Origin of the sequence: Luteimonas granuli, assembly GCF_007795095.1 — a bacterium.
Lineage (GTDB): Bacteria > Pseudomonadota > Gammaproteobacteria > Xanthomonadales > Xanthomonadaceae > Luteimonas > Luteimonas granuli.
Genome location: NZ_CP042218.1, coordinates 1,091,661 through 1,117,974, shown reverse-complemented (window position 1 = coordinate 1,117,974; position 26,314 = coordinate 1,091,661). Strand labels below are relative to the sequence as shown.

Here is a 26,314-nt window from a genome sequence, read left to right as displayed (position 1 = left end):
CTGGCGGGCGTCAGTCCGGCTCACGTTCGAAGGCCCGGTAATAGGAGTTGCGGTCGCCGGCCACCGCGGCGATCCATACATGCGCCGGCTGGCCGTCGGCTTCGATGGTCAGCATGATCGCGGCCGGCAACTGGTCGTGCAGTCCGAGGCGCGGCGGCCACTCCGCATGGACTTCGCCCTCCCGGTCGATGAAACCGAAGTGCGCGGGTCCGCCGCCGGGCAAGGGCAGGCGCAGGGTGTCGTCGTGTTCGGTGAGCAACAGCCAGGCCACCCCGGCCTCATCCTCGAGCCGCCAGCGGATGGGTGTGAGCCCGCCCTGTCCGGACAGGACCGGAGCCAGGGTGATCCCGGCCACGCCGTCCGCATCGCCTGTGAACACGGGATCCTCCAGCGGCGTCAGGCCCCGCAGCGAGTCGCGCAGCCAGTCCTGCGTCAGCACCGTCTCGCGCGCGGCCTCTCCGATCGCGGCGATGCCCGTCTGCGCGCGCTGCCACTGGCCGAGCGACTGGAAGCCGAGCGTCAGGGCCATGGCCGCGATCATCAGGACGACGATCATCTCCAGCAGGGTGAAGCCGCGGGCGCGCGCCGTCATTCGACGAATCCCCCGCTGCGCGCCTGCACCCAGCCCACGCGCCGCACCTGGAATTCACGCACCACGGCGCCTTCCCGCGCGACGCGCACGTCCAGCCGGTAGAGCGCGAAGTCGAACAGCGTGGGCATCCCGGCCTGGCTGATCCCGGGGCGGGTCGGCGTGAGGGGTGTGGAGTCCCAGCTGACGGTAAGCGGCGGGATCTCGCGCGTGCCGCTGCGCTCGGACATCGGATTGATCGACTCGATGGCCGCCAGCGCCGAACGTGCGTCCGCGACCGCCCGCATCTGCGCCTGCGCGCGCGTCACTGCGATGGTGTTGGTGGACAGCCAGCCGTAGAGGGCCAGCAGGCAGGTCCCCATGACGACCATCGCCACGATGGCCTCCAGCAGCGTGAATCCCGCCTGCGCGGAGCGGCTGGTGCAGGCTCGGACCGCGTTCACTGCGGCGGCGTCCGGATGATCCGGCAGAAGGGCGCCTCCACCCGGAAGTCGACCACCTGGCGGCGGGTCAGCAGCCGTCCCTGCGCATTGCCGCAGGCGCCGTTGGGCCGGACCACCAGCGCCTCCTCCATCTCGAGGGACCAGCCTTCGGGCAGTACCGCCGGCATGCTCGCACCGTCGTCGGGCGGCAGGCGGATCGCGCGGCCCTGTTCGCGCGCCGCCGTCGGCAGTGCGGCCAGCTGCCGCAGCACCTCGTCCACATCGCCCGCCTCGCGCCACGACTCGATCATGCGGAAGCCCGCGGGGGCAGCCATGCCCACGGCCAGCCCCATCAGCGCCAGCACCACCACCATCTCCAGCAGCGTGTAGCCGGAGGCGCGCGTCACGGCGCGGGCAGTTGCCCGATGTCGGCGTCGTGGCCGGTGCCGCCCGCCTGGCCGTCCGCACCGTACGAGAACAGGGTGAAGGCATGGTCGCCTGCCGCCCGCGGCGAATACTGATAGGGATTGCCCCAGGGGTCGGCCGGGACCGTCTCGTCCAGATACGGACCCTGCCAGCGGTTGGCCAGCCTGGCGTCGGACGGGCGCTGGGTCAGCAGCTGCAGGCCTTCGTCCTCGGTCGGGAAGCGGCCGATGTCCAGGCGCATGGTCTGCAGCGCGCCGCGCAGCATCTTGACCTGGGTTTCCGCGGTCTGGACCTTGGCGCGGTCGGCCTGGCTGAACAAGCGCGGCCCCACCAGTCCCATGATCAGGCCGATGATCACCAGCACCACGATCATTTCGAGCAGGCTGAAGCCGCGGATGCGGGACGGGGAGCGGAAGGACTTGCGCATGCGGGAACCGGAGGGGTGTGCGGAAACCCGATTCTAGCGTGGGAGCGGCATGCCCAACTGGTAACCTTCCGCAACCTTTCCGCAGTCCCAGGCATGGCCACCCTTCCGCAACCAATGAGCATGCGCGCCGCCAATCTCTTCGCGCTCTGGCGGACCCTGGTCGCGCAGGACCTGAAGGCGCGCTACCGCGGCACCCTGCTGGGCTGGGCCTGGCCGATGCTGTTGCCGATGCTGATGCTGGCGCTGTATGGCTTCGTCTTCGGAACCGTGTTCCGGGCGCGCTGGCCGGGCCTGGCCGAGGGCGACCATCTCGGTTTCACGCTCAACCTGTTCGCGGGCCTGCTGGTCCATGGGCTGCTGGCCGAATCCGTGGGGCTCGCGCCGGGCCTGATGCAGCGCAACAGCAATTTCGTCCGGAAGATGGTGTTCCCGCTGCCGGTCCTGGTCGCGGTGCCCTTGGGCACCGCGCTCGTGCATTCGCTGCTGGGCCTCGCCCTCCTGGTCGGCGTGAACGGGTTCTTCGCCGGAGGCTGGCACCTCTCGGTGCTCGCCGTGCCGCTGGTGCTGCTGCCCTATCTGATGCTCCTGTACGGACTGGCCCTGGTGTTCGCCGCGCTGGGTGTCTATCTCCGCGACCTCGGGCAGTTCACCGGCATCCTGGTGGTGGCGGTCCTGTTCACCGGCAACGTCTTCTTCCCGCTGGACATGGTGCCGGAGGCCTTGCAGGGCATCGTCCACTTCAATCCCATCACCTGGCCCACCGAGACACTGCGCGACTGCATCCTGCACGGCCGCTGGCCGGATCCCGGTCGCTTCGCAGGCTATTCGCTGGTCGCGGCCGTGGTGTTCGCCGTCGGCTACAAGGTGTTCTCCGTGCTGCGCCGGGGCTTTGCGGACCTCCTATGAACGCGATTGCAGCGACCACCCAACCCCTGCTCGGCCAGTTGCTCCTGGAGCGGAGCGCCGTGCGCCCGGCGGATCTCGAGCGCGCGCTGGAACTGCAGCAGGACGTCGGCGGCAGGCTGGGCAGCCTGCTGGTCCGCATCGGCGCACTGTCCGAAGACCAGCTGCTGGACGCGCTGTGCCTGCAGCTCGACCTGCCGCTGGCCGGCCGCGACGTGGCGCTGCCGGAATCGGCCGCGGCCTGGGTGGTCCCCGGCGATGGCCAGGCCACGCTCGACTGGATGCGCGACCGTGGCGTGCTGCTGTGGGAGGACGGCGACGGCCAGGCCTGGTGCGCCAGCCGCGACCCGCTCGACCCGGCGCTGCAGGAAGTGCTGGCCTATCTCTATCCGCAGCGCCCGGTGCGGCCCGTGCTGGTCACCGCACAGCTGCTGGAGCGCACGCTCGATCAGTTGGCGCAGGAAGCGCGCGGCGACGGCCATGGCAGCGACGACGTGCGCCACCTGCGCGAACTGGCCGAAGAGGCGCCGGTGGTCGAACTGGTCAACAGCCTGCTCGCCCAGGCGGTCGAACAGCGCGCTTCGGACATCCACCTCGAACCCGACGAGCGCGAGTTCGCGGTCCGCTTCCGCATCGACGGCGTGCTCTACAGCCGCCTGCAGCTGCCGCGCGAGCGCTTCGACGCCGTGGCCTCTCGGCTCAAGCTGATCTCGGGCATGGACATCGCCGAGCGCCGACTGCCGCAGGATGGACGCCTGAGCGTGCGCGCCAGCGGCCAGGCCATGGATATCCGCGCCTCGGCGCTGCCCGGCGTGCACGGCGAATCCATCGTGCTGCGCCTGCTGCCCAAGGAGCGCAAGGACCTGGGCCTGGAGCGCCTGGGGATGGCCCCCGACCATCTCGAGCTGCTGACCGCCTGGAGCCACGAGGCGCACGGCATCGTGCTGGTCACCGGGCCCACGGGCTCGGGCAAGTCGACCACCCTGTATGCCACCCTCGCTGCCGCGGACGACGGCCGCAAGAAGATCATCACGGTCGAAGATCCGGTCGAGTTCCAGCTGCCCGGCATCACCCAGATCCAGACCCATGCCGACATCGGCCTGACCTTCGCCGGTGCGCTGCGTTCGATCCTGCGCCAGGACCCGGACGTGATCATGGTCGGCGAGATCCGCGACCGGGAGACGGCAGAGATCGCCATCCAGTCGGCGCTGACCGGCCATCTGGTGCTGTCCACCGTGCATACCAACGACGCACTGGGCGCCTTCACCCGGCTGATCGACATGGGCGTCGAGCCCTTCCTGGTGGCCACCCCGCTCAAGGGTGTCCAGGCGCAGCGCCTGGTGCGGCGCCTGTGCCCGCACTGCGCGCGCCCGGCCACCGGCGTGCTGCCGGCGATCGCCGAAGAGGCCGCCCGCTGGGCGCGTCGGGTGCTGGGGGACGCACCGGCGCGCTGGATGGAGCCGGTCGGCTGCGGCCAATGCCAGAACACCGGCTACCGCGGCCGCATCGGCATCTATGAGCTGGTGCCGGTGGACGAGGCCATGCAGCAGGCCGTGGTGGCCGGCGCCAGCCACCAGCAGCTGCGCGCCATGGCCCGCGAGCGCGGCTTCCGCTTCCTGCGCGAGGACGGCCTGCTCAAGGCCTGGCAGGGCCTGACCTCGGTGGACGAGGTGCTGCGCGTGACGGCGGTCTGACGCATGCCCCGCTACCGGTTCAATGCGCTCAATGCGGAGGGCGCCGCGCTGGAAGGCGAGGTTTCCGGCCAGTCCGAGCGCGAGGCCGCCCGCAGCCTTGAGCGCCGCGGGCTGTCGGTGATCTCGCTGCGGGAGGAAGGGCTGCAACCCTCCCGGCGCCTGCCCGGCGCGCGCCGGCAGAGGCGCCTCCGCAGCACCGACCTGATCCTCGCCCTGCACGAACTGTCGACCCTCCTCGCCTCGGGCGTGGGCCTGGCCGAGGCGGTCGCGGCCCAGACCCGCTCGGCCCACCACCCGCGCCTGCTGGCGGCCTTCGAGTCGATGTCCGCCGCGCTGCGCCAGGGCCAGGCGTTTTCGCAGGCGCTGATGGCCACCGGCCTGCCGCTGCCGGCCTATGTCGAGCCGCTGGTGCGCAGCGGCGAGAAGGCCGGCCAGCTCGGCCGCGCCCTGCACGATGCCGTGGCGCAGATGGAATACGACGAAGGCGTGCGGACCGAGATCCGCCAGGCGCTGACCTATCCGGCCGTGCTGGTTCTCGCCGGCCTGGGCGCGGTGGTGATGATGTTCACCTTCGTGGTGCCGAAGTTCTCGGCCCTGCTCAACCGCGCCGACAGCCTGCCCTGGCTGGGTGCGGCCGTACTCAACACCGGCATGTTCGCGCGCGAGTGGTGGTGGGCCCTGGTCCTGCTGCTCGCGGCCCTGGCCGCCACCGCCGCCCGCTTCCTGCGCGACCCCGCCGCCCGGGGGCGCGCCTACGAATGGCTGGAGCGCGTGCCGATGCTCGGCACCTGGCGTGTCGAGTCCGAGACCGCCGCCTGGGCGCGCGTGCTGGGCACCCTGCTGGGCAATCGGGTACCGCTGCTGGATGCGCTCGGCCTGGCGCGATCGAGCGTGCGTGCGCCCGGGCGCCGCGCGCGCCTGGACGAAGTGGCGCGCAACGTCCGCGCCGGTGCCACCCTGGCCGACTCCCTGGAGGAGCAGCAGACGCTGACCCCCACCGGCTACAACCTGGTGCGGGTGGGCGAGCGCTCCGGCGAGCTGCCGGCCATGCTGCAGTCCCTGGCGCGGCTGTGCGAAGAAGCTGGCCGAAGGCGCATGAAACAGTTCCTGGCCCTGCTCGAGCCGGCGGCCATCCTGCTGATCGGCGGCGCCATCGGGGTGATCATGATCGGCATCATCCTGGCGATCACCAGCGCCAACGACCTGGTGGTGTGAGCGCCCCGGCGGTCATCCGGGGGTCATCTTCTTGAACGGAAACGAGCCTAACCGTGTGTGCGGTCACGATTTTTTCCCGTTCAGGTCCGATCCGGTTCATGGGGCGTCAAGCTGCTTGACGTCGCCGTAACCCTTTCGTTAAGGTGCCGCGGTAGCTTGCTGTCCGGGGATTCAGGGGGGGGCGCCGCATTCATTCAACCTTCCGGGTTCACGTAAGCGACCGGTCTACCAGAGGGCTTGCCCAAACGGTGCCGGGGTAAGCGGGTGGCCGGTAAGAGCTACGGGTAAGTACTTACACAGCTGTTTAACCCAAGTAAATGGAGTTTTTCGACATGTCGAAGTTCAACAAGGCCAGCGTCATCGCGGTTGCCATCGCTGCAGCGATCGCCGCGCCGGCGGCTTACGCTGTCACTGCCAGCGGTGCCACCACCACCATCAACTCGAACCAGTTCGGCAGCGCCACGGCGAACGTTACCGTTCCGGACTTCTCGATCACCGCCGACAGCAGTGACGTCTACCTGGGTCGCACCGCGGGCTACAGCGTCAAGGTGACGCTGCCGGCGGGCGTGACCATCAACACCCTGATGACCGACGCCAACGTGGAAGCCGCCGGGAATGCCGAGTCGGCGACCCTGGTCACCGGTACCGGTACCGCAAACAGCAATACTTTCACGGTCCTGGTCGTGCCGGACGCTGGTGAGGCCGGTGACGTGGGTCCGCCGGTTGTTCCGGCGCGTGCGGCTGGCACCAAGGTGGGCGAAGGCTTCACCGTCAAGGGCCTGAGCCTGAAGGGCGTGGCCGGTACGCTGGGTGCGGGTGGCAGCCTGAACGCCACCATTACCGTGCTCGATCCGACCACGGGCAGCACGCTTGGTTCGACCAGCGGGACCCTGGTCAAGTCGGCGGAAGGCCTGAGCGTCAAGTTCACGCCGAATGCGACGGCGGAGAAGATTGACGTGGGTGTCGGCGGCACCGACACGCGCAAGATCTTCTTTGTTGATGACGGCGCCACCCCGGCGTACGGTGTTGGTGAGGGCGACGCTGCTATCGCCTTCACGGGCGGCAGCATCGACATTGCCGAAGCCACCGGTGTGGATGCTTGGCTGGCGGCGCTTGTGGCAGCTCGCGCTACCGTGACCATGACTGGCGATTTCAGCGCCTACAAGGCCTTGGCCGCCGCCGATCAGGGTGACTATTACCAGGCGCCTGTTGCCACGCTCAACGGTGTGACGGGCACCATTTCGACCGATGGCAAGACGCTGACCTTCACCAACGTCGACTTGAACGGTAACGATGCTACGGGTTCGGCTACCAACAGCCTGGAGCTGGTTCTGAAGGGCAACGGCACCACCGAAATCCAGCCGACCGCGATCTCGGTTACGGCGGTCATCGATCCCGATGGCACAGGTACCGCTTACCGCACCACCACCGTTGCTGGCTCGCTGTCCCCGATCGAGTACAACGGTGCGGTGGTCAAGCTGTACAACGTCAACCCGGCTTCGAACCAGGTGCAGGAGTCGCTGCTGCGCTACACGAACCCGACCGCCGTTCCGCTCAACGTGACGCTGACGGGTGTGGACGACGCGGGCAAGGCTTCGACTGGTTCCGCCACGTTCACCCTGCCGGCCTACGGCTCGATCAGCCTGCGTTCGGTCGAGATCGAGAACGGCTCGGGCAAGCTGGCCGGCTCGCTCGGGGCGCCGACCTCCGGCAAGTGGATCATCACCGCCACCGCCGAGGGCAGCGAGCTGATCGCTTCCGGCCTGAACCGCAGCAACTCCACCGGCGTGATCAGCGAGCTGAACAGCGAGAAGGGCCACAACCTCCCGCTCTGACCGTGACAAGGCAGTACCGGATCTGATCCGGTACTGCTGCAAGACCCGGGCGGGCAGCGCAAGCTGCCCGCCTTTTTGTGCCTGGACCTGGGGCAGGCGCCTGTCGCAGCGGCGCGCCGGGTATCCTGTGCGGCCTGATCCCCTCGGACCCGCATGAACACTTCCGCCCCCGCGCTGGACGTGCGCAACGTCGGCAAGACCTATCACCTGTGGCCCAGTCCTGCCAGCCGGCTGTGGGGGCCGCTGCTGTACCGCATGTCCGGCTGGACCCGCTGGTTTCCCGCGCTCTCGCAGCGGCTGCTGGCCGGGGCGCAGGCGCGCCTGCATACGCACCGTGCCCTGGAGGGCGTGAGCTTCAGCCTGGAGCGCGGGGAGGCCCTGGGCATCATCGGTCTCAACGGCAGTGGCAAGAGCACCCTGCTGCAGATCATCGCCGGTGTGCTGCCAGCGACCACTGGCACGGTGGTGGCCAACGGCCGCATCGCGGCCCTGCTGGAGCTGGGTTCCGGCTTCAATCCGGAGCTGACGGGGCGCGAGAACGTGCGCATCAATGCCGCCATCCTCGGCATCACCCCGGCGCAGCTGCGCGAGCGCCTGGACGACATAATCGCCTTCGCCGACATCGGCGAGTACATCGACGAGCCGGTCAAGACCTACAGTTCGGGCATGGCGCTGCGGCTGGCGTTCGCGGTCCAGGTGCACATCGACCCGGACATCCTGATCGTTGACGAGGCGCTGGCGGTGGGCGATGCCGCGTTCCAGGCCAAGGCCATGGCGCGCATGGAGCAGATCCTGGCGCGTGGCACCACGCTGCTGTTCGTCGGCCATGACCTCAACGTGCTGCGTGCGTTCTGCCAGCGCGGCATCCTGCTGGAGGAGGGCCGGGTGACGGCCCAGGGCCTGCCGGAGGACGTGATCGAGCAGTACCTGTTCCAGGTCCATGCCAAGGCCAGCGCGGCGGCTGCGGCCGATGCGCCGGTGCGCACGGACCAGGGCTTCGCCTCCCCGGACGGTGCGATCCTGCGCGCGACCCTGCGCGACGGTGTCCGGAACATCGCGCTACGGCACGGCGACCCGGTCGACGTGGACGTGGAGCTGTTCGCCGATCCGGCGATCGGCGCCGCGGCCTGCATCGTCGACGTGCTCGACCGGCGTGGGGTCCCGGTCAGCGGTCGCCGGGTGCGCCTGCCGCCGCGCTCGGGGGAGGGGCGGCTGCAGTTCCGGATCCGCTTCCAGGCCCTGCTGCAGCGCGGTGCCTACCGGGTCCGTCTGCGCCTGGTCGACGCCCCCGGGATGGAGAATGCGCGGGTGCTGGCGCGCCATGACGGGGGACTGTCGTTCGAGGTCGTGGACGACTGCCGCGAAGAGTTCACCGGGCTGTTCCCCTTGCCGGCGAGCGTGGAGTTCGCCGAAGCTCCGGTGCAGGCGGAAGGTGGCTGAGCCGGTCTCCGGCGTGCCTGCGGAAGGCCCGCGGATCCGCTTCCTCCTGGGCGGCGTCCAGAAGGGCGGCACCAGCGCGCTGGCGCGCTTCCTCGCGGAGCATCCGCAGCTGGCGCTGCCGGCCCGCAAGGAGGCGCACGTGTTCGATGCGACCGACTTCGACGAGGCCTGGAGCGTGGACCAGGTGGACGCGCGCTTCGCGCCGCACTTCGACGCCGCAGACGAAGTCGGTGCCGATCGCCTGCATGGCGACGCCACGCCGATCACGCTGTTCCATCCCGCACTGGTGGCCCGGGTGGCACGCTACAACCCGGCCATGCGCTGGGTGCTGCTGCTGCGCGATCCGGTGGAGCGGGCGGTCTCGCACTATTTCATGGAGCGTGGCCGGGGGCTGGAATCGCGCTCGCTGCTGGCGGCCGTGCTGCTGGAGCCCTGGCGCCTGCGCAAGCACAGCGACGACTGGTCGCCGGATTCGCCGCTGCGGGTCTGCAGCTACGTTGCACGCGGCCGGTATGCGGGACAGCTGGACGTGCTGCTGCGTCACTTTCCGCGCGGGCAGGTGCTGTTGCTGCGTTCGCGCGACCTGGCGGCGCGGCCGACGCAGGTGCTCGCGCAGGTGACGGATTTCCTCGGCGTGTCCCGGCTGCCCGACCGTGCCGGCGGGACGGAGCGGGTGTTCGTGGGCGACTACAGGCCGCCGGCGGCGTGGTCGCCGGGACGGCTGGCGCTGCGCTGGCGACTGCGCGGCGAGGTCGCCGCGCTGGCGCGACGGCATGGCGTGCTGCTGGACCCGTAGGCGCTGTACCGACCTCAGAGCCCCTCGCGCTCGCGCGCCCAGCACCACAGGCGATAGTCCTCGGCGTTGAGGGCCAGCAGGCTGCGCTCCTGCGCCGGCTCGAGTGCGTAGGGACGCCCGGCATTCACAGGATTGGCGTTGGCGTGGAGAGACGTGCCCAGGTCGAGGCCGAGGACCTGCTGCATCCGCGCGAGGCTGCCGGCCACGTCCTCGGCGAAGCCGTAGCAGGCCACGCGTCCGCGAGGGACACCGCGCAGGAATTTCGCGCAGGTGTTGCGGAAGCGCGGCACGCGGCTGAACTCCTCCAGCGTCAGGCCGGGGCGCAGACCCGCCACCGGCTGCAGCGGGCGCCCGGCCGCGACCTCGCGCCGGTAATGTTCGTAGCGGGACACCGCGCGCTGCGCCGGGTGGCGGAGCCAGGTCACCATGGGTGCCCGCAGCGGCAGGTACTTGAGCGCGAGGAAATGGCCGTGGACCGCCTGGTAGCCGGCGAGGCGGCGGGCCAGCAGCGGCCAGTGTCCGACCGCGGATGCGATCCGCGGCACCGTGCCCCGGGAGAGCGGCCGGTCGTCATAGTCCTCGAGCAGCGCCGCGCCGAAGCGCTGGCGCAGCAGCAGGCCGAAGCTGGTGCCGGACGTCTTCGGGATATGGACGGAGATCAGCATCGGGCGCGGGCGGGCCAAGGCTCAGGATTGTCGCAGAATCGATATACTTCCGCGTCCGATCGCCGCCGAACATCCCACTGACGTGAACGAGATGCGCGGCGTGGCCGCTCCCAAGCGCGAGTTGCTGCTGGTCCTGGGCATGCACCGCAGCGGGACGTCGGCGCTGGCGGGCATGCTCGAGAAGGTCGGCGCGGTACTCGGTGAAGACCTGATGCCGCCCACGGCGGACAATCCCAAGGGCTATTTCGAGAACACCCGCGTCGTGGCCGCGCACGAGCACCTGTTCGATGCGCTCGCGATGGCCTGGGACGATCCGCGCCCGATGCCTTCGGACTGGAACGAAGGTCCCGTCGCCGAACACGTGCGCGAAGCGCTTGCCGACGTGGTCCGGACACTGGCCGCTAACGACTCCACGGTCGTGGTCAAGGATCCGCGCAGCAGCCGCACCATGCCGCTGTGGCTGGACGCCGCGCGCAGCGCCGATACCCGGCCGGGCGCGCTGCTGATGGTGCGGCATCCCGACGAGGTGGCGGCTTCGCTGCAGCGTCGCGACGGGCTGTCGCGTCCGCGCGCGCATCTGCTGTGGCTGCGCTACATGCTCGAGGCCGAACGCGCCACGCGCGGCGTACCGCGGGTGTTCGTGGCGTATGAAGCGGTGCTGCGCGACTGGCGCGCCGAGCTGGCAAGGATCAGGGAGCGGGGGCTGGGCCTGGCGCTGCGGCCGTCGGCCGCTGCGGAGGCCGAGGTGGATGCGTTCCTCGACGGCTCGCTCCGCAACCACAGGTCCGCGCCGGAGGACTGGGAAGCGTCGTCCTTCTGCGCGCCGCTGGCGGCGGAGCTGCATGCTCTGCTGCTGCGCGGGGCGGAAGGCGCGGAGCCCGACGTGGCCGCGTTCGACGACATCGCGCGGCGCTTCGACGCGGCTTCCGCCGGTTACTTCGCCGCCGTCGACGATGCCGCCGCGCGCGACGTGCCGTTCCTGCTGGAACGCGAGATCCACAGGCAGGGGCTGGACAAGTCGCGCGTCGACACCTCGCTGCAGCTGGCCGCACTCCTCGAACTGTGGCGGCCGCTGACGCCGCTGCGCGAGCCCGGGCGCTGCCGCTTGTACTACCGGGAGGCGACGACCTCGTTCGTCGAGGCGTACACGGTATGGGCCGACGCGGTGTCCTGCGGGGATGGCAGGTGCGCCGAGTTCGTGTTGCCGGCGGGTGCGCGGCCGGATTTCCTCCGTATCGACCCGGACGATGCGCCGGGGGTGTATTCGGTACTGTCGCTGGCCATCGGCGGGACGCAGGTCGACGACCTGCCCGAGCGCGTGGGCGCCATCAGCGAGATGCAGCTGCACGCCGATTCGCCGGGCGTCGCACTGCGCCTCGCGGCGCTTGGGGACGACCCGTATTTCGAGGTCGACGTGCGCGGACTGCCGCAGCAGGTGGGCGACGACGGGCGGGCGCGGGTGGAGATCCGGTTCCGGCTCGAGACCCTGGCCACCGGATTCGACGAGCGGCTGCACGCGCTCATGGCCAGCGGCGAAGCCGGCCGTGAAGCGTTGAGAGCGCAGGTGTCCATGGTCGGCGAAGCCCAGGCCGCGCTGGCAGCGTCCCTGGATACGCTCCGTGACGCGCTCGGCGAGAGCGGGCGGCTCCAGGAAGAGATCCGCGCGGCAACGGCCCGTGACCATGCCCTGGCTGCCGAGCTCATGACGCTGCGCGCCCAGCAGGCCGAGCTGCTGGCCTGGGCGCGACGGCGCTCGTCGGCCCACTGGTGGCGTCATTTCCGCGGCCTGCTGGCGAGGCGTGTCCCGATCGATCTGGCGCTTATCCCTGCGGGCGATGCCCGCCGTGAAGCCGACGGCGCGGACGCAGCCTGGGTCTGCGAGGGCGGGGACCCCAGGTTCATGCTCGACAGTCGCGACCGGACGCTTGACGGCGGCTGGTACCTGCTCGAAGCCGACCTCACTGATCTCGACGGCCCTCTGGTCGCCCCCTGCCTGTATCCCGACTACGGCGACGGCATCTACGAATCCGAACGGCTGCCCCTCCCCGAGCCCGACGCGGACGGTCGGTTGCGCGCCGTGATCCGCCTGAAGGGGCCCGTCACGGCGCTGCGCTTCGACCCCAGCACCCGCAACACCCGCTTCCGCCTGCCGGGCCTGCGCCTGCGCCGGCTCGGGCGCGGCCGTGCGTTGGCGACGATGGCCCGCCTGGCGGGGCAAAACGGTGGGCCGCGACCGTGGCGGCAGCGCTTCGACATGCTGCGCGTGGTCGCCAAGGCGGCCTTCGCCCGCGGGCTGCGCCATGGCGGCGACGTGGCCTATGCCCGGTACACCGCGGCGACCCTGCCCGAGGGCGACGACTACGCCGCCTGGGTCCGCGACCACGACACCCTCGACGCCGCCGCGATCGAACGCCTGCGCGGCACCGTCGATGCGCTCTCCGCGCGCCCGCTGGTCTCGATCCTGCTGCCGGTGTACCGGACGCCGGAGCGCTGGCTGCGGCGCTGCCTGGACAGCGTGCTGGCCCAGGTCTACCCGGACTGGGAGCTGTGCGTGGCCGACGATGCGTCCGCGTCGCCGCAGGTGCGCAGCGTGCTCGAGGAGTACGCCCGCCGCGACCCGCGCATCCGGGTGACCTTCCGCGAACGCAACGGCCACATCTCGGCCGCCACCAACACGGCGCTGGAGATGGCGCGCGGCGACTACGTCGCCCTGCTCGACCACGACGACGAGCTGCGTCCGCACGCGCTGCTGGAGATGGTCGCCGCCCTCGGCGCCAATCCGCGCTGGCGGCTGGTGTATTCGGACGAGGACAAGATCAGCGGGAAGGGCGAGCGCTTCGATCCCTACTTCAAGCCGGACTGGAACTACGAGCTGCTGCTGGCCCAGAACTGCATCTGCCACCTGGGCGTGTACGACACCGCGCTGGTGCGCGAGGTCGGCGGCTTCCGCGAAGGCTTCGAAGGGGCGCAGGACTGGGACCTGGCGCTGCGCTGCGTGGAGCGACTGCGGCCCGACGAGATTGGCCACGTGCCGAAGGTGCTGTACCACTGGCGCGCGATCGCCGGATCCACCGCGCTCGGCCTGGACCACAAGGACTACGCCGGTGGCGCGGGGATGCGGGCGGTGGAGGAGCACCTCGAGCGGACCGGGCAGCGCGCGCGCGTCCGCGCCAACCGCGCCGGCCATCTCGAAGTCCATCGGGCGGTGCCGTCGCCGGCGCCGCGGGTCAGCCTGATCATCCCGACGCGGGACCGCGTCGAGCTGCTGCGCACCTGCGTGCGGAGCATCCTCGACCGGACCGACTATCCCGACTACGAGATCCTCGTGGTCGACAACCAGTCCTCCGAGCCCGCCACCCTGGAGTATTTCCGCAGCCTCGAGGCCGAGCCGCGGGTGCGGGTGCTCGCCTACGACGCGCCGTTCAACTATTCGCGCATCAACAATTTCGCGGCAGAGCAGGCCACGGGCGCGATCATCGGCCTGGTCAACAACGACATCGAGACCATCGGCCCCGAATGGCTGGGCGAGATGGTCGGCCAGGTGGTGCGCCCGGAGATCGGCGCGGTCGGCGCGATGCTCCGCTACCCCGACGACACCATCCAGCACGCCGGCGTGGTGCTCGGCATCGGCAGCGTGGCGGGCCATGCATATACCGGCCGGCCGGCCGGCTACGAAGGCCAGTGCGGTCGGGCCCTGGTCGCACAGGAGGTTTCGGCGGTGACCGCGGCCTGCCTGCTGGTCAGGAAGGAGGTCTGGGACGAAGTGGGCGGCCTGGACGAGCGCCTGGTGGTGGCCTTCAACGACATCGATTTCTGCCTGCGCCTCCTCGATGCCGGCTACCGCAACGTGTGGACGCCGTACGCGACGCTCTACCACCACGAGTCGGCCTCGCGCGGCTACGAGGACACGCCGGAGAAGATGGCGCGCTTCCAGGGCGAGGTCGCGATCATGCGCGCGCGCTGGGGCGATGCGCTGCTGCATGACCCGGCCTACAACCCCAACCTCACCCTGACCGGCGCGCCGTTCGAGCTGGCGTTTCCGCCGCGGGCGCCGAGGCCCGGCCCCGGCCCGGTGCCGGGCAGGCCCGGCCAGTGGCGGCGGGACGGTGCCCGCCCGGCCTCAGGGTAGCGACAGGCCCCGGCAGGCCAGGGCCAGGCGGCGGTTGCCGCGGTGCAGCGGGCGCCGCGGGACCGAGGCGATGTCGTAGCCGAGGAAGGCCAGCAGGAACTGCAGGCCCATGAACACCGGCAGCGCCGCCAGCATCACCGTGCCGGCGGGCGTGGCCACGTTCGACTGCATCGAGTTCCACCACGTGATCGCACCGAACGTGCTGCCGCCCAGGACGAGCACGATCCCGGCGACCAGTTCGAGGGGAGGCCAGCGACAGGTCGCGCAGGAAGTAGTTGTAGAAGATCCGCTTGCCGAAGTTCCGAGTGTGTTTCGCCAGGAACTCGCCGAGGACGCGCGAGACCTTGAGGTTGCTGACTTCGTCGCCGTAGTGCGCGTCCATCGGCACGTCCACCGCGACCGCGCGCAGGGTGTTGAGCCGGAACAGCAGGTCGGTCTCGAAGAAATAGCGCTGGCTGATCCGGTCGAAGGGCAGGCGGCGGGCGACGTCGGCGTGGATCGCGGTGTAGCCGTTGGTGGGGTCGAAGAGGTCCCAGTAGCCGGTCGAGAGCTTGGCCATGAACGACAGCACGGCGTTGCCGAAGATCCGCAGCCGCGGCATGCGCGCGATGTTGGTCAGGTCGAAGAAGCGGTTGCCCTTGGTGTAGTCGGCGTCGCCGGCGAGGATCGGTCCGACGAAGTGCCCGATCAGGCGCGGGTCCATCTGGCCGTCGCCGTCGATCTTCACGATCACGTCGGCGCCGGCGTCGATCGCCTGCCGGTAGCCGTGCAGCACGGCGCCGCCCACGCCGAGGTTGGTCGGGTTGACGTGCACGCGCACCCTGGGGTCGGTGCAGGCCTTGCGCACCAGCTCGCCGGAGCCGTCCGGGCAGGCGTCGTCGACGACGATGATGTGCTCGACGGCGTCGGGAATGGAGGCCAGGACGTCCAGGATGTGCGCGGTCACCCGGTAACAGGGCAGGACCACCGCGATGCTCGGAGGGCGCGCGGCATCCGTGGCCGCCTTGGAGTCGATCATGGATCCAGCCTGTGCAAGGACGGACGGGTCGTGGAGCGGGCGAGGGAGCGATGCCGGCGGCCATGGTAACCGGGCGGCCCGCTACACTGCAGCAGGCGACAGCCGCGACCATCACCCTGGCCCCGAACGCGATGACCACCAACCCCGACGCCTACGACGGCCGCTACACCCGTTACCAGTTCGACCGCAGCGGGCTGCGCAAGTGGGTGCGGGGCTTCTACCTGCGTTCGGCGGCCGCGCTGGTGCAGGGGCCGACGATCGACTTCGGCTGCGGCATCGGCGAGCTGCTGCGCACGCTTCCCGGAGGATCCACGGGCCTGGAGCTCAATGCCGCCACCGTCGAGCACTGCGTGGCGCAGGGCCTGGACGTGCTGCACTACGACGCCGCCGGGGACGACTGGACGATGTCGCCCCTGCGGCGGCCGGGCCGGCGCTACGGCTCGATCGTGATCAGCCATGTGCTCGAACACCTGGACCGCCCCGCCGAATGCCTCAACAGCCTGCTGCGTGCGGCGCGCGGCTTCGGCGTCGAGCGCGCGCTGGTGATCGTGCCGGGTCGCCGCGGCTATGCCAGCGACGCGACCCATCTCACCTTCGTCGACCTGGCCATGCTCTCGCAGCCGTCCGTCCTGGCCGGCACAGGCTTCACGCTGTCCGGCTCGCACTACTTTCCCGGCAACGTGCGCGCCTTCGGCGACGTCTTCCCGCACCACGAACTGCGCGTCCTCTACACCGCATCCCCCGAATCCCACCCCCCCCACCAACGCCCCCACCGACGACCTGTAGGAGCAGCTACAGCTGCGACCCGCGTCCGCGGCACATCGGGGTCGCAGCTGTAGCTGCTCCTGCAGGTGTGGAGGCAGGCGTGGGGTCAGGCGGGATTGCTGCGGTAGGCGATGCCATAGGTGGCGGCGATGGCGTCGGCGACCGGACCCGGCCACATCATCCGCAGCAGCGCCCGGTCCTCGGCCGCCCTGGCGCCGCCGGCGATGCCCGCCGTGGTCTCGCTGTCGGCGTGCACGCGGTGCTCCATCAGCACCTCGCGCACGTAGACGAAGGCGCCCGGGCGCCGCGCGAGCTCCAGCCAGGCGGCCCAGTCCAGGTCGATGCGCAGGTCCTCGCGGAAGCGCAGGTGGTTGCGGGCCTGGTCGATGGTCACCGCCGGGCAGGGAATCGCGCAGCCGAAGCGCAGCGTGTTGGTCTTGAAGAAGCGGGTGCCCGCGCGCGAGCCGCCGAGGAAGCCGAGCTCGAGCAGGGCGCGCTTGATGCGCAACAGCGTGGTGTCCACGCGGATGCCGTCGAGGGTGCGCTCGGCGTAGCCGGTGAAGACCAGGCTGGCGTCCGGGTGCCGCTCCGCCGCGTCCAGGGTGGCCGCGGTGAAGCGCGGCAGGTAGACGTCGTCCTGGTGGGCGATGGTCACCCAGCGCGTGGTCGCGCACGACAGTGCGAAGTTCCAGTCGATGCCGATGCCGCCGCCGCGCTCGTTGACGCGCAGCTGCGCGCCGTACGCCGCGGCCAGTGCCTCGATGCGCGGGCTCGGCGTGGGCGTGGCCACGATGATCGAGGTCGGGCGCTCCTGCGCCGCCAGCGAACGCAGGCAGGCCTCTAGGTGGGGAGACTCGCCGTACGCCGGCACGACGAAGCTGTGGTTCATGGGAACGCGGACTCCGGGCGGACCTGGCCGCCGATTATAGGAAGCGCGGTCACGCTCGACCGGCGCGTCATCGATCCGCGACGCGCGCGTACAGCGAGAATCCCTGCACCGGTTCGCCGATCCTGCGCAGGCAGGCGAGGTCCGCTTCCGGCGCCTCGCCCGGATACGCGAGCCGGTTGATGCCCAGCGCCTCCAGTGGCGCGGCGCAGACGTCCACGCGCAGGCGATAGAGGTCGGCCTGCACCAGGTCGAAGGCGGGCGCCTCCAGCGAAGCGTCGGATTCGACCTGGATGTGCGCGTACCGGTTCCAGACCTCGGCCGAGCGCGCGTCGGGATCGAGCACGCGCATGACCTCGTGGTCCGGCGCGAAGGTGGCGCCGCCCAGGACGTCCAGGCCGACGGCCTTGAACGCCTGCGGGAGGACGAAGCTGCCGACCACGATCCAGCGCGCCGGCCGCTCGCCTTCGCTGGCGGCGACGGCCGCGGCCAGCACCGGCTTCTCGAGCAGGGGCGCCAGTCCGCGCGACACCGGGTTGACCGTCGTGCCCGGGATCGACAGCGCGACCACGAACAGCGCGAACGCGAGGCGGCTGCCGCGCACGATCGCCCAGGCGCCGAGCGCGACGAGCGCGGTGCCCAGCAGCAGGCGTGTCCGGGTGAAGAAGGCCGGATCGATCTCCTGCAGCTGCAGTCCGTAGGCCCAGGCGAGCACGGCCGCGATGGCCGCGAAGGCGGGCTGCGAGGCGCTCAGGGGCGGCCGCGGCATCGCGCGCAGGCGGGCCATCCAGACCGTGACCAGGACGACCGAGGCCACGCCCAGCGCCACCGAGGCCCGCGGCGGCGGCACGAAGGACAGCAGCAGCAGCCGCGAGACCGCCTGTGCCGCTGCGTCGGGCAGGGCGATGGTCATCCAGGCCGCGAGCAGCAGGCAGAACGTGGCGAGAGACACCAGCAGCCCATCCTTCAACGCGCGCCGCCCGTGCCAGAGCATGGCGGCCACGACCAGCGGGAACAGCACGATGTAGTCGCTGGATTCCGATGCATTGGAATTGACGTAGGGGAAGTCCGTCTCTCCGAAGCGCCAGCCTTCGAACACGCCGTCGAAGGCCATGCGCCAGGGCATCGAGCCGCCGACGGTCGAGCGCTGGCCGGGGTAGACGGTGGCGGAGACCACCTCGATGGTCGCGGCGGCGTCGACGGCGAAGCGGTAGAGCAGCACCGCGAGCACCGCCGCGCAGGCCGCCAGCGCGCCCAGGCGCAGGCCGGCGCGGTGCCGGAAGCGCGCGCGGTCCGCGCGCGCCAGCGCCACGCCCGCCACGATCGCGGCGGCCGCATAGGCCAGGGGCACCTGGAACGCCGGATAGAGCTGGAATGCGAACGTCGCCGCGCCCAGCAGGAAGGCCAGCACGCCGAAGGCGAAGGTCGCACGCCGCGTCGCCAGGCAGACGGACAGGAATCCGAGCAGGGTCAGGCACAGCCCGACCAGGATTTCCGGCAGGTTGGTCGAGAACCACCACTGGGTGAACGAGGACAGGCACAGCCAGGCGCTGCCGAGGAACGCGATGCCCGCGTCGCCGCGGGTGAGCAGCAGCAGCAGCAGGAATGCCGACAGGAACAGGCCCAGCGTCTTGTACATCCAGAACCAGGAGACCGCCCGCTCGACGTCGAAGAGCGCGAAGCCCCAGAACTCCGGCTGGAAGGCGGTGATCGGATGCCGGACCGGCACCGAGGTCAGCAGCGTGGCGTTGAGCGCGCCGATGGCGGGGTTGTGCAGCGGATAACCGTTCGCGGCCTGGCTCAGCATCCATGGGGTGTGTACCAGCCATTCGTCGGTGCGGATGGCGCGGGGCTCGCCGACCAGGAGCGAGTCGCCGGCCGACGGCGTCGGCAGGTACGCGTCCCACATGCCGGCGGACGAGAGGTTGATGCGGCCGGCCACGCCCGCGGCGGCCAGGGACAGGCCCAGCGCGACGACCAGGAAGGATGCCGGGGTGAAGACGATCGTCCCCTCGTCGCTGCAGGCGCGCGCGGCGGGCTCCAGCCGCGCCATCCAGCGGCGCGCGCGGTCGCGGACGCGGGGTGCGTGCTTCAGCGCGAACCGCAGCGCGATGTCGAGCAGGACGACCCCGAAGCCGCAGAGGAGTGCGGCCAGGAGCCGCAGCCCGTGCGTCCGGCGCTCCAGCGCGCTCAAGGTGTCCGGGGGCAGCCGGATCTCCAGCCAGGGATCGTTGCCCAGGGTCTCGAAGCGGAGTCCCCCGGCATCGCGCGCCGGCGGTCCGGCATGGTGCGCGGACGCCGGTTCGAGCGGGACGTCCGCCCGCGCCGTCTTGAGCCACAGGACCTTGCCGCGGAGCTGGAGTCCGTGCAGGGCGATGGCGCCGGGTCCGGTCGCAGGGTCCAGGCGCAGCCGCGACACCGGATCGGACGACGCGATGTCCACGCGGTATTTCTGCGCCGTGCCGTCGCTGACGGTGGCGAAGGACACGCTCTTGCCGGCGCTGAACTCCTCGCCTTCGGCGGCGTGGAAAATTTCGCCCGGTCCGGGCGCCGTGGCGGAGAACTCCAGGTTGACGCGCAGTTCGTGGCGCGACAGCAGGAACAGCCAGGCGAGGAGAGCCGCGACCGCGAGGATGGCCGCGGTACGCGGCAGCGCGCGGCCGCGCGGGGGCTTGGCCGCCGCCGCGGCCGATGTCACCCCGGGCTGCCCGGCTGTGCGGCCGCGGTCACCAGCACCACGCCCACCGAGATCAGCACCAGGCCCAGCCATTGCGCCTGGCCCAGGCGTTCACCGAAGAAATACCAGCTCGCCGCGGCCATCAACAGGTAGAACGTCGAGCCCGAGAGCGCGAACGCGATCGAGAGCTTTTCCCGCGAGATCACGAACATCCAGGACACGTAGCCCAGGACCTGCAGCGCCAGCGCGGCGTAGACCATTGGCGACAGGGCCGCCCCCCAGAGGAACTCGATCGGCCCCTGCGCCATGAGCGGCTTCAGGTCCGTCACCGCGCGCTTGAGGATCAGCTGGCCACCGATGGTGCACAGGGTGGTGAGCAGGACCAGGAGATAGACGATCATCGCTGCGTCAGCCGCCCAGCGCCGCGTCCAGCTCCGGCAGCACCTGGAACAGATCGCCCACCAGGCCGATGTCGGCGATCTCGAAGATCGCCGCGTCGGGATCCTTGTTGATCGCGACGATGGTGCCGGCGTCCTTGATGCCGGTGAGGTGCTGGATCGCGCCGCTGATGCCGACGGCCACGTACAGCTCCGGGGCGATGATCTTGCCGGTCTGGCCGACCTGCATCTCGTTGGGGCAGTAGCCGGCGTCGACCGCCGCGCGCGAGGCGCCCACCGCCGCGCCGAGCCGGTCGGCGAGCCTGTAGACGATGTCGAAGTTCTCGGCCGAGCCCACGCCGCGGCCGCCGGAGACCACGCGCTTCGCGCTCTGCAGGTCGGGGCGATCGCCGCCGCCGGCGGCGAGGCCGACAAAGCGGGTGTGCGTGGGGAGGGGGGGCGTCGACGCCCACGGCCTCGACCGCCGCGCTGCCGCCCTTGCCGGCCTCCTTCCACGAGGCGGTGCGCACGGTGGCGACCAGGGTCTGTCCGGCCGGCGCCTCGACGGTGACGATGGCGTTGCCGGCGTAGATGGGGCGCTTGAAGCTGTGTTCGCCTTCCACGGACATCAGGTCCGAGACCTGCGGCACGCCGAGCAGCGCGGCCACGCAGGGCATCAGGTCCTTGCCGAAGGTCGAGCTGGGGCCGAAGACGTGGCTGTAGCCCGCGGCCAGCTTCGCCACCTGCGGCGCCAGCACCTGGGCGATGGCGTTCGCGTTGGCCTCGTTGGCGACGGTGAGCACGCGCGAGACGCCGGCAAGCTGCGCCGCTTCGGCGGCCACCGCGGCCGGGTCGGCGGCCAGCACCACGATGTCGATGGCTTCCGGCGACAGCGCCTGCGCGGCGGTCACGCACTTGGCGGTGGAGCCGTTGAGCTTGCCGTCGGCGTGTTCGGCGACGATGAGTACCTTGGCCATCAGAGCAGCCCCTTGTCCTTGAGTGCGGCGACCAGTTCGGCCGCGTCCTTCACCATCACGCCCTTGCTGCGCTTCGCGGGCGCGGCGTGGTGCGTGGTCTTCAGGCCCTGGCCCTCGTCGACGCCGAGGTCGGCCCAGGCGATGGACTCCATCGGCTTGGACTTGGCCTTCATGATGTCGGGCAGCTTGATGAAGCGCGGCTCGTTCAGGCGCAGGTCGGTGGTGACCACGGCGGGGAGGTCCACCTCCAGCGTCTCGAGGCCGGCGTCGACCTCGCGGGTGACCGTGGCCTTGCCGTCCGCCACCTCCAGCTTCGAGGCGAAGGTCGCCTGCGGGCGGCCCCAGAGCGTGGCCAGCATCTGGCCGGTCTGGTTGGCGTCGTCGTCGATCGCCTGCTTGCCGAGGATCACCAGGTCCGGCGACTCCTTCTCGACCAGCTTCAGCAGGGCGCGGGCGGCGGCCAGCGGCTGGACCTCCTGGCCGGCTCCGGTGACCACGTGGATGGCGCGGTTGGCGCCCATGGCCAGGCCGTTGCGCAGGTGCGCCTGGGCGTCGGCCGGGGCGATGGTGGCGACCACGACCTCGCTGGCGATGCCCTTGTCCCGCAGGCGCAAGGCCTCTTCCAGCGCGATCTCGTCGAAAGGATTGGCCGAGAGCTTGACGCCCTCGGTGACCACGCCGGAACCGTCCGGCCTGACCTGGATGCGGACGTTGTAGTCCACCACTCGCTTGTAGCCGACGAGGATCTTCATCGTTGCGGAGGTCCCTGGGGAAAGAGGAGCGCCTGCGGCGGACCGGAAGCGCCCGCGGCGGACCCGGCATTTTAGCGGCCCCGGCGTTCCCATGCGAATCGGACACCGCCCGCCCCCGGCGAATGCGGCAACCCGCCCCACCGGAAAATGCGTAGTCCGCCCCCCCCGGCAAATGCGTAATCCGCCCCACGGCAAACGTGTAGGAGCAGCTACAGCTGCGACCCGCACCCGCGGTCGCCGCTATAGCGGCTCCTACAGGGAGCACCCGCGGTCGCCGCTGTAGCGGCTCCTGCAGGGAGCACCCGCGGTCGCCGCTGTAGCGGCTCCTACAGGGAGCGGAGGGCCCGGCGCGCCTGGGGCCACTGTCCGAAGGTACGGTCCGGCGGCGCGCGCGCTGGCGCTAGACTGTCGGCCTTTGCCCGTTTCCAGGAGCTGCACGATGGCCCAGGCCGTTGCCCCGACAGCGGGGACCACGAAGACCAAGGTGTATCCGGATGCGGCGGCCGCGCTGGCCGGCGTGGTGGCCGACGGCCAGACGCTGGCGGTCGGCGGCTTCGGCCTCTGCGGCATCCCCGAGGCGCTGATCGCCGCGCTGCGCGATTCGGGCGTGACCGGCCTGACCGCGATCTCCAACAATGCCGGCGTCGACGGGTTCGGCCTCGGCCAGCTGCTGGCGACGCGGCAGATCCGCAAGATGATTTCCTCCTACGTGGGCGAGAACAAGGAGTTCGAACGCCAGTTCCTGGCCGGCGAACTGGAGCTCGAGTTCAACCCGCAGGGCACCCTGGCCGAGCGCCTGCGCGCCGGCGGCGCCGGCATCCCGGCCTTCTTCACCGCCACCGGCTACGGCACCGTGGTCGCCGAGGGCAAGGAGACCCGCGAATTCGGCGGCAAGCACTACGTGATGGAGACGGCGCTGGTCGCGGACGTGGCCCTGGTCAAGGCCTGGAAGGCCGACGCCGCGGGCAACCTGGTGTTCCGCAAGACCGCGCGCAACTTCAACCCCGCCTGCGCCATGGCCGGCAAGGTCTGCGTGGCCGAGGTCGAGGAACTGGTGGAGGTGGGCGCGATCGACCCCGACCAGGTGCACCTGCCGGGCATCTACGTCGACCGCATCGTGGTCAACGCTTCGCCGGAGAAGCGCATCGAGCAGCGCACCGTGCGCGAAGGAGGCAAGTGATGGCCTGGACCCGCGACCAGATGGCGCAGCGCGCCGCGCGCGAACTCGCCGACGGCATGTACGTGAACCTGGGCATCGGCCTGCCGACGCTCGTGGCCAACCACATCCCCGAAGGCGTGGACGTGTGGCTGCAGAGCGAGAACGGCTTGCTGGGCATCGGCCCGTTCCCGACCGAGGACGAGGTCGACGCCGACCTGATCAACGCCGGCAAGCAGACCGTCACCGCGCGCCAGGGCGCCAGCTACTTCGGCAGCCATGATTCGTTCGCGATGATCCGCGGCGGACACATCGACCTCGCCATCCTCGGCGCGATGGAAGTCACCGACACGGGCGACCTCGCCAACTGGATGGTGCCCGGCAAGATGGTCAAGGGCATGGGCGGCGCGATGGACCTGGTGGCCGGCGTGCAGCGCGTGGTGGTGCTGATGGAGCACTGCACGAAGAACGGCGAGCCGAAGATCCTGCCCGAGTGCACGCTGCCGCTGACCGGCGTGGGCGTGGTCAGCCGGATCATCACCGACCTGGCGGTGTTCGACGTGACCCCCGACGGCCTGGTGCTGGTCGAGGCTGCGGACGGCGTCGACGCGGACATGCTGCGGGAGCGCACGGGAGTTCCCTTCGCGACAGCGGGCTGAATGGGCCGGGCGACGCAGCCTGGACGCCAGTCAGCAAGTGCTCACCGTCTTTGAATCTACGCGGGGGTAGTCTCGGGTTTCCCTGTTCCCGAGAGTGCCGCCCCCATGTCTTCCAGCTTATCGACCTTCCTCATGGTCGCGCTGGGCTCGGTCGTTCTGGCCGCCTGCGCCCCCGAGTCCCAATTATCGGCGACTGCATCGACCGGAGCGTCTGAAGGCGCCAGTGGCCTCGCCCCGGCCGACGCGGCTGCCGAGCGCGCGACCGCGGCGCCGCCGCGCTTGCGTCCCGCCGACGACACCATCGCCGGCTATGCCGACCGCGGCGACCTCGTCGGCTACGACGCGGTCCGTACGATCCAGCGCCGCGGCGCGCACACCTTCTATCCGGTGCGGGTGAGCGAAGCGCATGCGCTGGACGCGATCGCCACCGGCACCCTGCACGTGACCGGCCCGGACGGTCGCCGGATCGACCTGACGTACGAGCGCCACGTCGAGCATCCCAGCGGTGACTGGAGCTGGATCGGGCGCGACGAGCACGGCATGGACGGCATCCTGACCTTCGGCGAGAAGGCGGTGTTCGGCGTGCTGCCCTATGGCGAGGACGACGCGCTGAGGCTGACCACCAACGCCGGCCAGACGTGGATGGCGACCACGGCGAAGGGCGTGCTCTCGCCCCTGGAGCGGCGGATCAACGCCGGCCTGGTGGGACCCGATTACCGGGTGCCGCCGCCGCTACCGGAGCCGCAGGGTCCGCGGATGGCGGGCGCCGGAAAGTCGGTCGTCGCCGCCTCGGCGGAGCCGCCCGCGACCACCACCACCGTCGACGTGCTGCTCGGCTACACGCCGGGCTTCGCCGGCATGCTGGGCGGCACCTCGCAGGCGCAGACCCGCCTCAACCACATGGTCACCGTCGGCAACCAGGCCTTCACCAACAGCGGCGTGGACGTCAGCCTGCGCCTGGTCGGCACGCTGCAGGTCAGCTACCCCGACAGCGGCAGCAACGAGACCGCGCTGGAGCAGTTGACCGGCAGCAACGGCCAGACCACCGTGCCGATTCCGGCCGCGCTCCAGCCGCTGCGGAACGCGCGCGAGGCCTATGGCGCCGACCTGGTGTCGCTCGTCCGCCGCTTCCGCGACGCCGATCAGGGAGGCTGCGGCATCGCCTGGCTGATCGGTGGCGCGCAGACCGAGATCCAGCCGGGCCACGAGCGCTTCGGCTACTCCGCGATCAGCGATTCCAACGGCATGCAGGCCCCGGACAACGGCCACTACTGCCGTGACGAGACCCTGGTGCATGAGCTCGGCCACAACCTGGGTTCGCAGCACGACATCGAGAGCGCGCGCGGCACCGACGGCGTCCTCGATCCGAACGAATACGGGCGCTACCCGTACTCCTTCGGCCTCAGGACCGATGCGGCCAACGGCAATTTCTACACCGTCATGGCCTACGGCACCCAGGGACAGACCCCGTGGCGCGTCTTCTCCAATCCGGAGTCGACCTTCTGCGGAGGCCGCCCCTGCGGCATCGTCAACCAGGCCGACAATGCGCGCAGCCTGCGCAACACCTCGCCGTTGATCGCGGCCTTCCGGAACAGCGTCGCCGGCGGCGATACCAGTGCCGCGGAGAACGACGTCGACGGCGACGGGCGTTCGGACGTGCTGTTCCACAACCCGGTCACGCGCGAGTTCAGCTACCGCATCATGAACGGCACCGCCGTGGTGCGGGCGGCCCTGATCGGCAACGTCGGCCCGGGCTATACGGTGGCGGCGACCGGCGACTTCAACGGTGACGGTCGCGAGGACGTCGTCTGGACCAGCGCGGCGCGCGATCTCTACATGTGGACCGGCAATGGCAACACCTTCCAGTCCGTGTTTTTCGGCACCTATCCGCCAGGCTGGCAGGTGGTGGGCGCGGGCGACGTCGACGGCGATGGGCGTGCGGACCTGCTGTTCCACAATCCGGGCACGCGCGAGTTCAGCTACCGCATCATGAGCGGCACCATCGTGGTGCGCGCGGCCCTCATCACTCCCGTGGGGCCGGGCTACACGGTGGCGGCGACCGGCGACTTCAACGGCGACGGACTCGTCGACATCGTCTGGACCAGCGCGGCCCGGGACCTCTTCATGTGGACCGGCAACGGCAACACCTTCCAGTCCGTGTACTTCGGCAGCTATCCGTCGGGCTGGCAGGTGGTGGGCGCGGGCGACGTCGACGGCGACGGGCGTTCCGACGTCATGTTCCACAATCCGGTCACGCGCGAGTTCAGCTACCGCATCATGAACGGCACCACCGTGGTGCGCGCGGCCCTGATCACCCCCGTGGGGCCGGGCTATACGGTGGCGGCGATCGGCGACTACAACGGCGACGCGATGGCGGACGTCGTGTGGACCAGCGCGGCCCGCGACCTCTTCATGTGGACCGGAAACGGCAACACCTTCAACTCGGTGTTCTTCGGCGGGTATCCGGCCAACTGGGGGGTGGTCGACTGATCGACCGTGGCTGAGT

Annotated in this window: 20 protein-coding genes and 2 pseudogenes; 11 read left to right on the top strand and 11 right to left on the bottom strand. The window is 70.6% G+C overall.

Annotation, left to right across the window (positions count from 1 at the left end):
- Positions 1–10: 10 nt before the first annotated feature.
- The 4 genes from FPZ22_RS05100 to gspG are packed head-to-tail and all read right to left on the bottom strand — an operon-like array spanning position 11 to position 1,864.
- Complete coding sequence (locus FPZ22_RS05100) at positions 11–592, bottom strand: PulJ/GspJ family protein (RefSeq protein WP_144891009.1); 582 nt, start codon at positions 590–592, stop codon at positions 11–13.
- A complete protein-coding gene (locus FPZ22_RS13585) occupies positions 589–1,032 on the bottom strand; it encodes a PulJ/GspJ family protein (RefSeq protein WP_168198943.1) in 444 nt (147 codons plus the stop codon). Before FPZ22_RS13585 ends, FPZ22_RS05100 begins: the two co-directional genes overlap by 4 nt.
- A complete protein-coding gene (locus FPZ22_RS05090; protein ID WP_144891005.1) occupies positions 1,029–1,418 on the bottom strand; it encodes a pilus assembly FimT family protein in 390 nt (129 codons plus the stop codon). Before FPZ22_RS05090 ends, FPZ22_RS13585 begins: the two co-directional genes overlap by 4 nt.
- Positions 1,415–1,864 carry a type II secretion system major pseudopilin GspG gene (gene gspG, locus FPZ22_RS05085; RefSeq protein ID WP_144891003.1) on the bottom strand — a complete coding sequence of 150 codons (450 nt, stop codon included), beginning with the start codon at positions 1,862–1,864 and terminating at the stop codon, positions 1,415–1,417. The genes FPZ22_RS05090 and gspG overlap by 4 nt, the downstream gene beginning before the upstream one ends.
- 120 nt (positions 1,865–1,984) lie before the next feature.
- On the opposite strand from gspG, the gene FPZ22_RS05080 reads away from it, so the two are divergent.
- From FPZ22_RS05080 to FPZ22_RS05055, 6 genes are all read left to right on the top strand, one after another.
- Positions 1,985–2,770, top strand: coding sequence for an ABC transporter permease (locus FPZ22_RS05080; protein ID WP_168198942.1), 786 nt, complete (start codon positions 1,985–1,987; stop codon positions 2,768–2,770).
- A complete protein-coding gene (locus FPZ22_RS05075) occupies positions 2,767–4,461 on the top strand; it encodes a GspE/PulE family protein (RefSeq protein ID WP_144890999.1) in 1,695 nt (564 codons plus the stop codon). Before FPZ22_RS05080 ends, FPZ22_RS05075 begins: the two co-directional genes overlap by 4 nt.
- Positions 4,462–4,464: 3 nt before the next feature.
- Positions 4,465–5,676, top strand: coding sequence for a type II secretion system F family protein (locus tag FPZ22_RS05070; RefSeq protein ID WP_144890997.1), 1,212 nt, complete (start codon positions 4,465–4,467; stop codon positions 5,674–5,676).
- Positions 5,677–6,008: 332 nt separating this feature from the next.
- A complete protein-coding gene (locus FPZ22_RS05065) occupies positions 6,009–7,511 on the top strand; it encodes a hypothetical protein (protein WP_144890995.1) in 1,503 nt (500 codons plus the stop codon).
- A gap of 153 nt (positions 7,512–7,664) precedes the next feature.
- Positions 7,665–8,951 (top strand): ABC transporter ATP-binding protein, encoded by a 1,287-nt coding sequence (locus tag FPZ22_RS05060; protein WP_144890993.1) that lies wholly within the window; start codon positions 7,665–7,667, stop codon positions 8,949–8,951.
- Positions 8,944–9,747, top strand: coding sequence for a sulfotransferase (locus tag FPZ22_RS05055; RefSeq protein WP_168198941.1), 804 nt, complete (start codon positions 8,944–8,946; stop codon positions 9,745–9,747). Before FPZ22_RS05060 ends, FPZ22_RS05055 begins: the two co-directional genes overlap by 8 nt.
- A gap of 14 nt (positions 9,748–9,761) precedes the next feature.
- On the opposite strand, the gene FPZ22_RS05050 is transcribed toward FPZ22_RS05055, so the two are convergent.
- Positions 9,762–10,430, bottom strand: a complete 669-nt coding sequence (locus FPZ22_RS05050; RefSeq protein WP_144890989.1) for a hypothetical protein — start codon at positions 10,428–10,430, stop codon at positions 9,762–9,764.
- Positions 10,431–10,503: 73 nt separating this feature from the next.
- Between FPZ22_RS05050 and FPZ22_RS13980 the strand changes: the two are divergent.
- Positions 10,504–14,292 (top strand): annotated as a pseudogene (locus FPZ22_RS13980) (glycosyltransferase); the annotation flags it as partial.
- Positions 14,293–14,416: 124 nt separating this feature from the next.
- Here the strand turns inward: FPZ22_RS13980 and FPZ22_RS05040 are convergent.
- Entirely contained in the window at positions 14,417–15,559 is a 1,143-nt protein-coding gene (locus FPZ22_RS05040; protein ID WP_342779198.1) for a glycosyltransferase family 2 protein, read from the bottom strand.
- A 131-nt stretch (positions 15,560–15,690) separates the two neighbouring features.
- On the opposite strand from FPZ22_RS05040, the gene FPZ22_RS05035 reads away from it, so the two are divergent.
- Positions 15,691–16,398, top strand: a complete 708-nt coding sequence (locus FPZ22_RS05035) for a methionine biosynthesis protein MetW (protein WP_168198940.1) — start codon at positions 15,691–15,693, stop codon at positions 16,396–16,398.
- A 32-nt stretch (positions 16,399–16,430) separates the two neighbouring features.
- Here FPZ22_RS05035 and FPZ22_RS05030 read toward each other — a convergent pair whose 3' ends face one another.
- The 5 genes and pseudogenes from FPZ22_RS05030 to FPZ22_RS05010 form a co-directional block, all read right to left on the bottom strand.
- Positions 16,431–17,213 carry a glycosyltransferase family 2 protein gene (locus FPZ22_RS05030; protein WP_144890985.1) on the bottom strand — a complete coding sequence of 261 codons (783 nt, stop codon included), beginning with the start codon at positions 17,211–17,213 and terminating at the stop codon, positions 16,431–16,433.
- A gap of 67 nt (positions 17,214–17,280) precedes the next feature.
- On the bottom strand, positions 17,281–19,908 hold the full coding sequence (locus tag FPZ22_RS05025; RefSeq protein WP_144890983.1) for a DUF7657 domain-containing protein: 2,628 nt from the start codon (positions 19,906–19,908) through the stop codon (positions 17,281–17,283).
- Positions 19,905–20,288: an EamA family transporter gene (locus tag FPZ22_RS05020; RefSeq protein WP_144890981.1), complete on the bottom strand. Its 384-nt coding sequence runs from the start codon at positions 20,286–20,288 to the stop codon at positions 19,905–19,907. The genes FPZ22_RS05025 and FPZ22_RS05020 overlap by 4 nt, the downstream gene beginning before the upstream one ends.
- Before the next feature lie 7 nt (positions 20,289–20,295).
- Positions 20,296–21,241, bottom strand: a pseudogene (locus FPZ22_RS05015) (electron transfer flavoprotein subunit alpha/FixB family protein).
- Positions 21,241–21,993: an electron transfer flavoprotein subunit beta/FixA family protein gene (locus tag FPZ22_RS05010; protein WP_144890979.1), complete on the bottom strand. Its 753-nt coding sequence runs from the start codon at positions 21,991–21,993 to the stop codon at positions 21,241–21,243. Before FPZ22_RS05010 ends, FPZ22_RS05015 begins: the two are co-directional and overlap by 1 nt.
- 439 nt (positions 21,994–22,432) lie before the next feature.
- Here FPZ22_RS05010 and FPZ22_RS05005 point away from each other — a divergent pair, with 439 nt between their 5' ends.
- From FPZ22_RS05005 to FPZ22_RS04995, 3 genes are all read left to right on the top strand, one after another.
- Entirely contained in the window at positions 22,433–23,173 is a 741-nt protein-coding gene (locus tag FPZ22_RS05005; protein ID WP_144890977.1) for a CoA transferase subunit A, read from the top strand.
- A complete protein-coding gene (locus FPZ22_RS05000; RefSeq protein WP_144890975.1) occupies positions 23,173–23,808 on the top strand; it encodes a CoA transferase subunit B in 636 nt (211 codons plus the stop codon). The genes FPZ22_RS05005 and FPZ22_RS05000 overlap by 1 nt, the downstream gene beginning before the upstream one ends.
- Positions 23,809–23,913: 105 nt before the next feature.
- Positions 23,914–26,298, top strand: a complete 2,385-nt coding sequence (locus tag FPZ22_RS04995; protein ID WP_144890973.1) for a reprolysin-like metallopeptidase — start codon at positions 23,914–23,916, stop codon at positions 26,296–26,298.
- The last annotated feature ends 16 nt before the right edge of the window (positions 26,299–26,314 follow it).

Coding starts and splice junctions, on each gene's coding strand:
- FPZ22_RS05100 (WP_144891009.1), bottom strand. CDS start 592: ATGACGGCGCGCGCCCGCGGCTTCACCCTGCTGGAGATGATCGTCGTC.
- gspG (WP_144891003.1), bottom strand. CDS start 1,864: ATGCGCAAGTCCTTCCGCTCCCCGTCCCGCATCCGCGGCTTCAGCCTG.
- FPZ22_RS05080 (WP_168198942.1), top strand. CDS start 1,985: ATGCGCGCCGCCAATCTCTTCGCGCTCTGGCGGACCCTGGTCGCGCAG.
- FPZ22_RS05075 (WP_144890999.1), top strand. CDS start 2,767: ATGAACGCGATTGCAGCGACCACCCAACCCCTGCTCGGCCAGTTGCTC.
- FPZ22_RS05070 (WP_144890997.1), top strand. CDS start 4,465: ATGCCCCGCTACCGGTTCAATGCGCTCAATGCGGAGGGCGCCGCGCTG.
- FPZ22_RS05065 (WP_144890995.1), top strand. CDS start 6,009: ATGTCGAAGTTCAACAAGGCCAGCGTCATCGCGGTTGCCATCGCTGCA.
- FPZ22_RS05060 (WP_144890993.1), top strand. CDS start 7,665: ATGAACACTTCCGCCCCCGCGCTGGACGTGCGCAACGTCGGCAAGACC.
- FPZ22_RS05040 (WP_342779198.1), bottom strand. CDS start 15,559: ATGATCGACTCCAAGGCGGCCACGGATGCCGCGCGCCCTCCGAGCATC.
- FPZ22_RS05035 (WP_168198940.1), top strand. CDS start 15,691: ATGACCACCAACCCCGACGCCTACGACGGCCGCTACACCCGTTACCAG.
- FPZ22_RS05030 (WP_144890985.1), bottom strand. CDS start 17,213: ATGAACCACAGCTTCGTCGTGCCGGCGTACGGCGAGTCTCCCCACCTA.
- FPZ22_RS05020 (WP_144890981.1), bottom strand. CDS start 20,288: ATGATCGTCTATCTCCTGGTCCTGCTCACCACCCTGTGCACCATCGGT.
- FPZ22_RS05010 (WP_144890979.1), bottom strand. CDS start 21,993: ATGAAGATCCTCGTCGGCTACAAGCGAGTGGTGGACTACAACGTCCGC.
- FPZ22_RS05005 (WP_144890977.1), top strand. CDS start 22,433: ATGGCCCAGGCCGTTGCCCCGACAGCGGGGACCACGAAGACCAAGGTG.
- FPZ22_RS05000 (WP_144890975.1), top strand. CDS start 23,173: ATGGCCTGGACCCGCGACCAGATGGCGCAGCGCGCCGCGCGCGAACTC.
- FPZ22_RS04995 (WP_144890973.1), top strand. CDS start 23,914: ATGTCTTCCAGCTTATCGACCTTCCTCATGGTCGCGCTGGGCTCGGTC.